An 11,784-nucleotide genomic window follows, 5' to 3' on the forward strand; every position below is an offset into this window, starting at 1 on the left:
CCTAAGCGTGCTGGTCTTGATCAAATTGTTTGATCAAGACTGATGTATCACTACGCGAAAAGCCTCGCTCTTGCAGTTGTGCATAACGTTGATCAACTTGCTTTGCCAATGGCAACTCAACGTTTAACTGAACAGCTTGCTCAAAGCAGATACTAAGGTCTTTACGCATCCAATCAATTGCAAAACCAAAGTCAAACTCACCTTTGGCCATAGTAAGGGCTCTATTCTCAAGCTGCCAACTGCCAGCGGCACCATGTTTCAGAACAGCTTGCACCGTTTCAATATCCAATCCCGCGCTTTGAGCAAGCTTAAGCCCTTCGCTGAGGCCTTGCAGCACTCCAGCAATACAAAGCTGATTGGCCATCTTACAAACTTGCCCAGCTCCATGTTCACCCACTAAAGTTACCGCTTTAGAGAAGGCTTTGAGCACGGGTTCCACTTTATCAAAATGAACTTGCTCACCACCCATCATGACCGTAAGCACACCATTTATAGCACCGGCTTCACCACCCGATACCGGCCCATCTAAAAAGCCACAATCGAGTTGCTTTGCTGCTGCTGCTAATTCCTTAGCAAGACTTGCCGAAGCGGTGGTGTGGTCAACACAAATTGCGCCGCGATTTAGGTCGGCAAATATTCCATCATCGCCGTAATAAACTGACCGGACATCGTCATCATTTCCCACACAGCTTAACACTACATCAGCGTTCATCGCCGCTTCTCGCGGTGTATTGGCGATTTCACCCCGGGGATGCTCGGCCAACCAACGCTCTGATTTATCAGCGCTTCGATTGTATACGCAAACCTCAAAACCCGAGGCCAGTAAGTGACCAGCCATTGGGTAGCCCATCGTTCCTAATCCAACAAACGCAACGCGCATTGCTAACACTCCATGTTTTGCTCTAGTAAGGGTCGAAGGTAAAAGTTTGCCCGCCAATCGTCGCTTCGTACATCAGTCCACCTTTGGCTGAAGTGAATATTGCGTAGCCACTAACATAGTTGGCTTTGGCTTGATTATCTCCGGCTTGAGCACCGGTGCCTGTTGTTCCAGCTTGCGCCGATGCGCCTAGAGTAATCGCCACAGCGCTAGCTTGCGCTCCAAACTCAAAGCTTCCACTAGTAAATTCGTCATATGCGCGCTTATCTTGTAAGAAGACTATTTGACTGAAGGCCTGACCGCCAAGCTGAAAACCAAAAGTAACTTGAACCAGTTTTGATTTACCCACAGCGCTACCACCGCGATATACTTGTCCCTGCCCATAAGCTCCACCTAAGCCAATGCCCCCTTTGCCCACGGATGGAAATACAGCGTAACCATATGCGCCTTCAAAAAAAGGAGCCGTTTGAGAAGCTTGACGAAAAGTCGATATCGTACTACCGAATTCATCTGCAATCGCTGTAGAACTCAAAAGAACAGCAGCAATTAGTAACAAAAAACGTTTCATAATATTCTCTCTTTGTTGGTGTTTAGGTTTACCAGCTTCCAGTATTTTGCATTGAAGCCCAAGGTTCTTTTGGAGCTAGTCGCTCTCCAGCTTGCAGTAGCTCCACCGAAATTCCATCAGGAGAAACTATAAACGCCATATGCCCGTCGCGTGGCGGACGGTTAATAACAACACCGGCATCCATAAGCTTTTGGCATAAGGCATAAATGTCATCAACTTCATAAGCTAAATGTCCGAAGTTACGGCCCCCAGAATAGCGCTCACCCACTTCACCTTCATTCGGCCAGTTATAGGTCAATTCTAATAAGGGGGCTTGCTCTTGCTGTGCTTGTTCAATATCTGCGGGGGCGGCTAAATACACCAAAGAAAAGCGTCCAGCCTCGTAATCATTACGTTTAGATAATTTTAATCCAAGTAGGTCACAATAAAACTTTAGTGATTCATCGAGGTTTTCGACACGAACCATCGTATGTAAATACTTCATCAATAACACCTTTCCACTTCCATAGAATTATACCTTGAGATTTGCACGATACGGATTATTAAGCTCTTGCTGTGCATGATATTTTTTGCGATCGGCATAAACACTCATCATTGTTCAATAGCATTGTAGACTGCTCAGCAAAGCTTCGATAGTCTAGCCTGTAAGAAAAACACGGTGCTTGCTCTTCAACAGCGCTTTTCGATTAATTGTAGAGGTTAGTTTATGAATTGGGACACGTTTTTAAGCACAGAGCAGCGCCAAGACTATTATCGTGTTTTGCAAAGGCGACTAGCTAGCGAAATGAGTGCCGGTCGTATTATTTATCCGCCAGAAAGCGAACGCTTTGCTGCCTTTGAACACACACCTTTAGGCGCAACAAAGGTTGTCATTATCGGGCAAGACCCCTATCACGGCGAAAACCAAGCTCACGGTCTTAGTTTTAGCGTAAAACCGGGTCAAAAAATTCCCCCCTCATTACGCAATATATATAAAGAACTCGCAAATGAGTATGCGGATTGGCAGCAACCACAACATGGCAACTTAGAATGCTGGGCGAAGCAAGGAGTACTGCTACTCAACTCGGTTCTTAGTGTCGAACAAGCCAAGCCAAATGCGCATGCTAAATGGGGTTGGGAACAATTTACCGATGCAGCCATTGCTACCATTGATCAACACTGTGAAGGCGTTATTTTTTTACTTTGGGGCAGTCATGCTCAGAAAAAGGGACTCAACATTAACAACCAACGTCATCATGTTCTTAGCGCCCCGCACCCTTCACCGTTATCAGCTCATCGAGGTTTCTTCGGCTGCGATCATTTCATTGCCGCCAATGCCTTGTTGACGCAACAAGGCAGAACTCCTATCAACTGGCAGGTGTAGTGTTTTGGCACTGATTATTAGCCTATAGCTTGCGAATTACTTTCGCCGGTACACCGGCGCAAACACAATTTTCAGGCAGATCTTTGGTAACAACTGAACCAGCACCAACAACGACATTGTCTGCGATACTTACCCCTGGACAAATGGTGACATTGGCACCAATCCAAACCGAGTTTCCAATTTGGATTGGCGCCGCTAGCTCTTGTCCTGTATTGCGGGTATCAGCATCGAGAGGGTGAGAAGCGGTACTAATCACAACTCCTGGTGCGAGTAGAACATTATCGCCAATGCTAATTTCGCAACAATCTAAGAAGGTGCAACCATGATTGGCGTAAAAATTCTTACCCAGCTTTATGTTATAGCCATAATCGCAATAAAACGGCGATTCGATAAACGCATCATCACTACCTAGTAATTCTTCTACTATCTCACTGCGTTTATCGCGCTCGTCAGGACTGGTTTGATTAAGGGCAAAACAGAACGCTTTGCCTGCTTTCGTTCTGAGTTTAAAGGCTCTGAGAACGCAAAGTACAACTCACCATCCAACATTTTTTGCTTTTCAGTTTTTAGCATCAAAAAGATTCCTCTGTACTTAATTAGTTAAGCAATAAAGCGAAGCTCTCATAAGCATCTAGCGACAAATTGTCTACCAACTGACTTTCTACAGGCTGATTTTGGATTAAACACTCACCGCTGCGGCCATGGAGTTCTTTTGGTAATAACAATTGTTGTTTCTGGGCACTGAAGTTTGCCACCACCAATAACTGCTGCCCTTCAAACTCACGAAGATATGCGAACACAGCTTCGTGATCAGGTTCAACCGCGCGAAAGCTCCCATAGACAATGATTGGAAATTGCTTACGAAGCGAAATTAGCGTTTGATAATGATAAAAAGTTGAATTCTCGTCACCCAAAGCATCAGCTGCATTAATCTGTGGATAGTTAGGATTTAGAGCTAGCCAAGGTTGTCCGGTCGTGAAGCCTGCATGAATTTGATTGTTCCAATGCATTGGTGTTCGAGCATTGTCACGACTGTTTTCATGGATCGCGGCTAACATTGCTTTGGGATCAACCCCTTGAGCAACCCGTTCGGCATATAAGTTAAGTGTTTCGATATCTCGGTAATCATCAATGCTATCAAAGGCGACATTAGTCATGCCTAACTCTTCGCCTTGATAGATATACGGCGTGCCTTTTAGAAGATGCAAAGCGGTCGCTAGCATCTTCGCCGATTTAACCCGGTACTCGCCGTCGTCCCCATATTTGGAAACTGCACGAGGTAAATCATGGTTATTCCAAAAGAGAGAATTCCATCCTTGATCGGATAGCTCAGTTTGCCAACGGGTCATTACTTGTTTGAACGCTTTAAGATCAAGTTCGATCGGCTGCCATTTATCACCTCCTTTCCAGCTTAAGGTAATATGTTCAAACTGAAATATCATCGACAGCTCATTACGTTCTGGATTGGAGTAAAGCTTAGCCGTCTCGGGAGTTGCATCCCATGTTTCACCAACCGTTAGTACATCTCGATTGCCAAATGTTGCTAGGTTCATCTCTTTTAAGAGCGGATGCAATCGGGGACCATTTCCACGAATCCCTTTATCGACATCTTTCCCAATGAGATCGATAACATCAAGTCGAAATCCACCGATGCCCTTATCTAGCCACCAGTTCATCATCTTGTGTACTTCATCTTGAACCTTGGGGTTTTCCCAGTTCAAATCGGGTTGACGCTTGGAAAACTGATGATAGAAATAGGCTTGCGTTTGCTCATCATACTCCCATGCAGGGCCACCGAAGACAGAGCCTTGGTCATCGGGTAAATCACCGTCACCCTTTCCATCACGCCAAATAAAGTAATCGCGATAGGGGTTGTCACGCGATTTACGTGCTTGCTTAAACCATTCGTGTTCATCAGAACTATGATTGACAACCAAATCCATAATGATTCGAATTCCTCGAGCTTTAGCTAATTTGAGCAGCTCAAGCATATCTTCTAGAGTTCCAAACTCCGGAGCGATATCTTGGTAATCAGAAATATCATAGCCATTGTCATCCATAGGCGACTTATAAACTGGAGACAACCAAATTACATCTACACCTAATTTCTCAAGGTAGTCCAACTTAGAAATAATGCCCGGAATATCACCAATACCGTCTCCATTAGAATCGCAGAAACTGCGCGGGTAAATTTGATATACAACGCTGTTATGCCACCACGTTACTGGTTTAGTTGTTTGTTCAACTGGAGGGGTCTGCATTCGAGTCACCACTTATAAAGTTCACAATAATACCCCTAGTGTAGTTCTTTCCATACTAAACAAATAATTGCTTTTTCACCAAATGATATAGATAGTATCTATATCACAACCAATCGAAGGACAGCATCTGATGGAACGCTATTACGAACAATTTCTGTTTGTAGGTGAACTCAGAAGCATCACCAAAGCCTCACAATTACTACATGTAAGCCAGCCAACGGTTAGTGCTAACATGCAGCGGCTGGAGCAGCAGCTGGGCGTAAAACTCTATTCACGTTTAAGTCGTGGTATTGAACTTAGTGAATATGGTGAATTATTGCTTAAACACTGCCGAGAGCTACAACATAGCCAGCAGCGATTTCATGTCGCACTTGAAGATTTAAAGCTACGTCGGCAAGGCAAACTTCGCTTCGGTTGCGGTGACGCCTGGTGGGAGCTGTTTGCCCGGGATAGTGTAACTCAGTTTTTAAGTACTCAATCCCCAACCATACGTTTGAGTTTTGGCAATCACTTGGAATTGATGGAGCAACTGCTCGCCGCTGACCTTGATCTATTTATTGGCCATCAAATTGATGGTTTAAGCCACCAAAATGACATTGCTTTCGAAACACTTTTCTATGCTCGCGACAGCTACTACGCTCGAGAGCAACATCCGCTATTACTCAACAGTAATATTTCAGCCCCGATGTCAGTAGACCCATTGCAACGATATCCCTTGATCGCTGTAACTCCAGACCGAGATTCAATGCAGCATTTGCTCGATGATCCATTGCCAAAACAATATATGATGCGGCAACGACAGCAATCACAGCAGTCCATCATGGAAGTGGATAGTTACAAGGCGAGTCTAGATTTGCTGTTAAATAGTGATGCTGTGATGCCTTATCCTAGCGCACTCGAAGTGCAGTTTCGCAAGCAAGGCATTCTGGCTTTGCCGCTAGATAATCCCTCGCCCTGGGCACCCATTGGGATTTACGCGCGCCCTTCGAGTCCAGTTAACGAAACATTGTTAAGCCAACTTAGACACTACTCCTCACTGATGGCCAGCCAAAATGCAGAAATAAAAACCTTGGATGCAGGCGCAACTTGTATAGAGTAAGTAAAATAGTCCAGCGCAAACAGAATGAGCATCAGGAATAATTATGACCCACATTTTTCATTATTGTCCACGCTGTGCAAGTTCGGATTTAAAGCAGCATGGCCAGCAATTTAGCTGTGTTAACCCCGATTGCCAGCAAGTGTTCTTCCAAAACGTAGCCGCTGCAACAGCAGCGCTCATTGTAAAAGACGAGCAGCTATTATTAATTCGAAGGGCCAAAGAACCGGGCCTTGGCAAGCTCGGTTTCCCCGGAGGATTTGTTGACCCAGGCGAGAGTTTGGAAAGAGCCTTAACGCGCGAGGTGAAAGAAGAAATCGGCTTGGACTGCTGTGCGATGAGCTATTTGTATTCAGCCTGCAACCCTTATGAGTACGCTGGTATTGTGTACTATACCAGCGACGCATTTTTTGAAGTTGAAGTGCTTGATCACAATTTTAAAGCTGAACCTTCGGAGGTTCAGGAAGTTTTGTGGCTGCCAATCGTTAGCATTAAGGCACAAGATTTCGCATTTAAAACCCATGCAAATGCGTTCGAATGCTGGAAAACCAAAAACGGTAAACCTGGTAAATCCGCTTTCTAGGCTGTGCTAACTAAACTTTCTAGTTCCTCGTCATCACGGGTTAGGTTGCGCAGCCACAGACCGCGGCGATAACCATAAAAGAAGATACCAAATTTACAGATCTCTTCTGTCCAAAGCGCTAAATAAACCCACTGAAAATCCCATTTACCTATAAAGGCACCATAGAAAACCAATGGTACAGCGATTAACCACATACCGATAATATCACCACGTAGGCAGAAGTTAACTTGCCCACCAGCGCGTAGTATTCCCATCACCATCACCATGTTACCCATCCGCATCCACATCACCGCGCAAAAAATAGCAAAGGTTGGCAACGCAACCGGCAATAGCTCAGCTCCATCCAAATGTAATAACGCCAATACTGGCTCTCGAGCTAGCCAAAGGGCGACTCCCAAAACCACACAAATACTTGGAATCGATACGATAAAGAAACGTGCAAACAAACGTGCTTTAGCAAAGTCATTGCGTCCTAGGCTTTGGCCAACCAAGACGGAACAAGCTGCGGCTAAACCAAAGAATATCGAGTAGCACAGAGACTCAAAAGGACCAAGTAAACTAAACACAGCCAGCTCTTGTGTTCCCATACGCCCAATCACAATTTGGTACACCAAGGTACCTAGCCCCCATACCAATGACGCGGCAACCGATGGCAACACCAAGGCCTTAAAGTCACCTTTTAATTGAGGCGATATTTTTTCCTGGTAGACCTCAAACAACCAACTTTTTGTTTTATATAAAACCAGTAAAAACGCACACAGATGCATCACTCGCGCCAAAGTCGTGGCGATTGCAGCTCCCTTAACACCATAAATCGGTATTAATACATAATTCAATACAATGTTGACGACGACAGTAAACGTAACTAAAGCCATGGGTAGTAAGGTTTGTCCACTCGAACGCAAACTCGATTCGATGGCGATAATAACGTGCGTTAGCAACAACAAGGGCAAACTGTAGATTAGATATGAACTTCCATAGGCAATCACCTGTGCATCGGTGCTTTGAACCGACAGCATTTGTTCGGCGAAGATAAAGACCATTGCGGTGAGTGGAAGCATTACCCAAGCACCACTGCGCACCGCATACCAGTTGATCCATGCGGCTTTAGAGCGTTGGCCTTTGCCCCAATATTGAGCCACTAAACTACCACAGGCACTACCAAAGCCTGCCATAATCATAATCGCAACAAAGTGCCACTTAACGGCTGCACCAACTGATGCTATAGCAGCAGGCCCAAGGTCATGAACCATCAACACGTCCGCCATAGAAAGTACCGCCAAAATAGCCGACTGTAAGGCGATCGGTAATGCGATCCCAGAAATGGTTTTATACTGTTGCGAGTCTAAGCCTAGAAAGGTCATGATTTTAATCCAGATTAAAGCGATTCGAAGTCAAAAATAGCATTCGATAAATAAGAAATATGCTCAAGGCTAAGGTAATTTTAGTAGCGATAAACTAACATAGTAAAAACCACCACATACCTGTTAATAACAAACATCATGCAATGGAACGATAAAGTCTATTTGGATCCGGAGTGTCGCGAGCGATTTTTAACTCAGAGCGATATCCCCGAGCTATCAAGCAGCCATATTCATATGGCTGGCTTGGCTAATTTGCGTAATAGTTATCATGTGGAACGTGCAAATCCGAGTTATCACACGCTGATTTATAGTATTCATGGCGCTGGAATTTTATATGTAGAAGATGAGCAATTAGCCATTCCTAGTGGGCATTTAGCGTTTCTACCTGCACATAAGCCATTTCGCTTTGTACTGGACCCGCAATCGGGCCATTGGGATATGGCATGGCTTATCTTAGACCGCTCACAATTGTGGGCCTCTTTGAGTGAACGCAATGCCTATGTCACTTCAGCCCCTCATGCTGAACTGCTGTGGGGTTTACTAACAGTAATGTTTCACGATATGCAGCAGCGAAAATCCCACAATTCTACTTGGATTGAACAGCTTGAAGATGCATTACAATTTAGCCTCGCAAGTCACTCTAAGCCCGATGCGAGTGACCGCGTTCGACATATCATCCGTGATGCTAGTTTGCATTTACATCGCTCCCAAAGCGTTAGTGAAATGGCCGCACAAGCACACCTAAGTAATGCCCATTTTACCCGCATCTGCCAGCAGCTTTATCAACAAAGCCCCAAGCAGTATCTTCTCAAGGTAAAAATGCAACGAGCCGCTGAGTTGCTTACATTTACCAATTGGTCGGTTAGCAGTATCGCCAGTCAGTTGGGGTATGACGATCCTTTTACCTTTACCCATCGGTTCAACGCTTTCTATAAACAAGCCCCAAGAGACTATCGCAAGGCGCAATTACACAAATAATTGAAGTGCTAGCGGGCCAACAAATAGCTAGCTCTGGAGATTTTTGCGCCAATGATTATTTCCTTGGCATACCCGACAGAATCAATGAATGATTGTTGACCATGGGGTCAGTTTTTGTTCTGATTGAGTCGCTACCGTGCTTAGGGATTGACAGAGTTCGGTGGAAAAGAGCAAACTCTTGGTGTTTGTCATTTAACTGTAATAGTTGCTACTGACACTAAGAATCTATTTTTATCCATCGACAATAAGGAACATCGTCGTGAAAAGCACTCGAAATGCCCTAGGTTTGGCTGTTAGCCTAGCCCTTGTAAGCCACTTAGGATTTGCCGCTGACATCCCTGAGAATACTCAAGTTCAACTGCGTTTGTTGGAAACTACAGACATCCACATGAACTTAATGAACTACAACTATTTTAAAGGCAAAACCGACGAGAAAATTGGTTTAGTTAAAGCTGCCACTTTAATCAAGGAAGCGCGCGCTGAAGTAGCCAATAGTGTCTTGGTTGATAATGGAGATTTAATCCAAGGTAGTCCAATGGGCGACTACATGGCCCGTAAAGGCTTAGGTGATGGCGAAGTTCACCCGGTTTATAAAGCGATGAACCAACTTGACTATGCCGTAGGTAACATTGGCAACCACGAGTTCAATTTTGGTTTAGATTTCCTAGCTAAAACTCTCGCCGGTGCAGAATTCCCATACATCAGTGCTAACGTATTCGTTGATGACGGTAACGGTAATGAAAAGCCATATTTTCAGCCTTACCATATTGTTGAGCAATCAGTTAAAGATGCTAATGGCGAAATGCGTCAACTGAAAATCGGCTTTATCGGCTTTGTTCCCCCTCAAATCATGAACTGGGACAAAGCTAACTTGGAAGGAAAGGTGGTTAGCAAAGACATCATTGAGATGGCTAATCTATATGTGCCTCAAATGAAAGCCGAAGGTGCTGATGTCGTCGTTGCGATCCCACACTCAGGATTAAGTGTCGGCGCTTACCAATCCTTAGATGAAAATGCAACCTACCACCTTGCTAGCGTTGAAGGTATCGATGCAATCTTATTTGGTCATGCACACCAGAACTTCCCTGGAGGCAAAGGCTATAACGGCCTTGAAGATAAAGGTATTGATAACGTAAACGGTAGCATAAACGGTATCCCAGCGGTTATGCCTGGTTTTTGGGCCAACCACATCGGTTTGATTGACTTAAACCTACAGTACCAAGCGGGAGAGTGGTCTGTTGAAAGCTTTGCCACTGAGCTTCGCTCTGTTGAGAACAGCACCGCAGATGCCGATATACTTGCCTCCGTTGCAGATGCACACCAAGCGACCGATCAATGGGTTAGCGAACCTTTTGCCAAAATTGCAGAGCCAGTGAATAGCTTCTTTGCGTTGGCACAAGACGACCCTTCAATTCAAATCGTAAGTGATGCTCAAATTTGGTATGGCCAAAAACTTATCAAAGGTACTGAGTATGATGGATTGCCAGTATTATCAGCAGCAGCGCCGTTCCGTGCTGGTCGTCAAGGCCCAAGTGACTTTACGAACGTAGCTGCAGGCGATATCGCCTACCGCAATGTAGCTGACTTATATATCTATCCAAATACTCTGCAAATCCTAAAACTAAACGGTGCGCAAGTTCAAGAATGGCTAGAAATGTCCGCGGGTCAGTTTAATCAAATTGATGCTTCAAGCACTGAAGTTCAAGCCTTGGTTAATGTTGACTTCCCAAGCTACAACTTCGATGTCATTGACGGCGTGCAGTACAAAATTGATATTACCCAACCAGCTAAATACAACAAAGACGGCAGCATCAACAACGCCGATGCACAACGTATTGTTGGCTTAAGCTATAAAGGTAAAGCGATTGATCTTAAACAAGAGTTCTTGGTTGTTTCAAACAACTACCGTGCATCAGGCGGCGGCAAGTTCCCTAACGTTAACGACGCTAATATCGCAATCAAAGCACCGAACGAAAACCGTCAGGTTGTTGCGGATTATATTGCTGAACTAGCAGCTGCCAACGTTGATGGCTTTGACCCATCAGCAGATGGCAACTGGGATTTCGCAAGCATTAACGATACGGTGAATGTGACCTTGAAGTCATCACCATCAGCTGAGACAGCAGAGTTTGCTAAAAAGCTAAGTGCCGTTGAAGCAACTGGTGAAGTGGATAGTGAAGGCTTTGCTATTTACAAACTTAACTTAGCTAACTAAGTTATTTAGGATCAAGCATGGCTATGCTTGATCCTTTTTCCCATCCTTTAGGTAAGGACGACTCAGCAAACGAATAAGTAACGTAGCAATCACCAACCCACTGATATTTATTGCCAAATCCAACCAAGAAAAATACCGAGATGGAATCCAATATTGGGCCCCTTCGTCAAAACAAAAAGCAAATAATAAAAACCACTGCACATAACTCAATTTACACCAACGCATATGGAACCAACGCGGCGGCACACTAAGCATTAACAATAAGCTTATCGTAAAACTTAGCACTAAATGCAGAACCCATGCCCCTCCAATAGCCATCTCTACCGCATGAAATGTCGGACGAAACATCGACAATGATTTAAGCACACTAGCAGTAACAACGATGCTAATGACGCTGATGGAAAGTACTGTGAGGTGCTTGATCTTTGGACGACGATAAATATACACGAGTAAACGTAAGACTCTCAAAATTCAATCTG

The 11,784-nt window shown here is 44.6% G+C and carries 12 protein-coding genes; 5 read left to right on the forward strand and 7 right to left on the reverse strand.

Annotated features, from left to right (window positions below):
* Window position 1: 1 nt before the first annotated feature.
* From DBZ36_RS19320 to DBZ36_RS19330, 3 genes are read right to left on the reverse strand one after another with little or no spacing between them, the layout of a single operon-like run.
* Window positions 2–880: an NAD(P)-dependent oxidoreductase gene (locus DBZ36_RS19320; protein ID WP_199711930.1), complete on the reverse strand. Its 879-nt coding sequence runs from the start codon at window positions 878–880 to the stop codon at window positions 2–4.
* A gap of 22 nt (window positions 881–902) precedes the next feature.
* A complete protein-coding gene (locus DBZ36_RS19325) occupies window positions 903–1,445 on the reverse strand; it encodes a YSC84-related protein (protein ID WP_120356626.1) in 543 nt (180 codons plus the stop codon).
* A 28-nt stretch (window positions 1,446–1,473) separates the two neighbouring features.
* A complete protein-coding gene (locus DBZ36_RS19330) occupies window positions 1,474–1,929 on the reverse strand; it encodes a lactoylglutathione lyase (protein WP_120356627.1) in 456 nt (151 codons plus the stop codon).
* A gap of 222 nt (window positions 1,930–2,151) precedes the next feature.
* Here DBZ36_RS19330 and ung point away from each other — a divergent pair, with 222 nt between their 5' ends.
* A complete protein-coding gene (gene ung / locus DBZ36_RS19335) occupies window positions 2,152–2,808 on the forward strand; it encodes a uracil-DNA glycosylase (RefSeq protein ID WP_120356628.1) in 657 nt (218 codons plus the stop codon).
* 22 nt (window positions 2,809–2,830) lie between these two features.
* Here the strand turns inward: ung and DBZ36_RS20785 are convergent, their stop codons facing one another.
* Together DBZ36_RS20785 and DBZ36_RS19345 are read right to left on the reverse strand one after the other, a co-directional pair.
* Complete coding sequence (locus tag DBZ36_RS20785) at window positions 2,831–3,064, reverse strand: DapH/DapD/GlmU-related protein (RefSeq protein WP_325049140.1); 234 nt, start codon at window positions 3,062–3,064, stop codon at window positions 2,831–2,833.
* Window positions 3,065–3,404: 340 nt separating this feature from the next.
* Window positions 3,405–5,069 carry a glycoside hydrolase family 13 protein gene (locus DBZ36_RS19345; RefSeq protein ID WP_120356629.1) on the reverse strand — a complete coding sequence of 555 codons (1,665 nt, stop codon included), beginning with the start codon at window positions 5,067–5,069 and terminating at the stop codon, window positions 3,405–3,407.
* Between the two features lie 130 nt (window positions 5,070–5,199).
* On the opposite strand from DBZ36_RS19345, the gene DBZ36_RS19350 reads away from it, so the two are divergent.
* Complete coding sequence (locus DBZ36_RS19350; RefSeq protein WP_120356630.1) at window positions 5,200–6,168, forward strand: LysR family transcriptional regulator; 969 nt, start codon at window positions 5,200–5,202, stop codon at window positions 6,166–6,168.
* Window positions 6,169–6,211: 43 nt separating this feature from the next.
* A complete protein-coding gene (locus tag DBZ36_RS19355) occupies window positions 6,212–6,748 on the forward strand; it encodes an NUDIX hydrolase (protein WP_120356631.1) in 537 nt (178 codons plus the stop codon).
* Here DBZ36_RS19355 and DBZ36_RS19360 read toward each other — a convergent pair.
* Complete coding sequence (locus tag DBZ36_RS19360) at window positions 6,745–8,112, reverse strand: MATE family efflux transporter (RefSeq protein ID WP_120356632.1); 1,368 nt, start codon at window positions 8,110–8,112, stop codon at window positions 6,745–6,747. The genes DBZ36_RS19355 and DBZ36_RS19360 overlap by 4 nt on opposite strands.
* A 138-nt stretch (window positions 8,113–8,250) precedes the next feature.
* Here DBZ36_RS19360 and DBZ36_RS19365 point away from each other — a divergent pair, with 138 nt between their 5' ends.
* Together DBZ36_RS19365 and DBZ36_RS19370 are read left to right on the forward strand one after the other, a co-directional pair.
* Window positions 8,251–9,090 carry a helix-turn-helix domain-containing protein gene (locus DBZ36_RS19365; RefSeq protein ID WP_120356633.1) on the forward strand — a complete coding sequence of 280 codons (840 nt, stop codon included), beginning with the start codon at window positions 8,251–8,253 and terminating at the stop codon, window positions 9,088–9,090.
* Between the two features lie 259 nt (window positions 9,091–9,349).
* Window positions 9,350–11,305, forward strand: coding sequence for a bifunctional 2',3'-cyclic-nucleotide 2'-phosphodiesterase/3'-nucleotidase (locus DBZ36_RS19370; protein ID WP_233558189.1), 1,956 nt, complete (start codon window positions 9,350–9,352; stop codon window positions 11,303–11,305).
* Between the two features lie 21 nt (window positions 11,306–11,326).
* Here the strand turns inward: DBZ36_RS19370 and DBZ36_RS19375 are convergent, their stop codons facing one another.
* Window positions 11,327–11,752 carry a VanZ family protein gene (locus DBZ36_RS19375; protein WP_147395048.1) on the reverse strand — a complete coding sequence of 142 codons (426 nt, stop codon included), beginning with the start codon at window positions 11,750–11,752 and terminating at the stop codon, window positions 11,327–11,329.
* Window positions 11,753–11,784 lie beyond the last annotated feature (32 nt).

The organism is Alginatibacterium sediminis (assembly GCF_003610775.1).
In the GTDB taxonomy this organism is placed as follows: domain Bacteria; phylum Pseudomonadota; class Gammaproteobacteria; order Enterobacterales; family Celerinatantimonadaceae; genus Alginatibacterium; species Alginatibacterium sediminis.

Bases quoted from the DNA above. Each gene is read 5' to 3' on its own strand.
- ung (WP_120356628.1), top strand. From the start codon at position 2,152: ATGAATTGGGACACGTTTTTAAGCACAGAGCAGCGCCAAGACTATTAT.
- DBZ36_RS19355 (WP_120356631.1), top strand. From the start codon at position 6,212: ATGACCCACATTTTTCATTATTGTCCACGCTGTGCAAGTTCGGATTTA.
- DBZ36_RS19330 (WP_120356627.1), bottom strand. From the start codon at position 1,929: ATGAAGTATTTACATACGATGGTTCGTGTCGAAAACCTCGATGAATCA.
- DBZ36_RS19365 (WP_120356633.1), top strand. From the start codon at position 8,251: ATGCAATGGAACGATAAAGTCTATTTGGATCCGGAGTGTCGCGAGCGA.
- DBZ36_RS19360 (WP_120356632.1), bottom strand. From the start codon at position 8,112: ATGACCTTTCTAGGCTTAGACTCGCAACAGTATAAAACCATTTCTGGG.
- DBZ36_RS19350 (WP_120356630.1), top strand. From the start codon at position 5,200: ATGGAACGCTATTACGAACAATTTCTGTTTGTAGGTGAACTCAGAAGC.
- DBZ36_RS19325 (WP_120356626.1), bottom strand. From the start codon at position 1,445: ATGAAACGTTTTTTGTTACTAATTGCTGCTGTTCTTTTGAGTTCTACA.
- DBZ36_RS19320 (WP_199711930.1), bottom strand. From the start codon at position 880: ATGCGCGTTGCGTTTGTTGGATTAGGAACGATGGGCTACCCAATGGCT.
- DBZ36_RS19345 (WP_120356629.1), bottom strand. From the start codon at position 5,069: ATGCAGACCCCTCCAGTTGAACAAACAACTAAACCAGTAACGTGGTGG.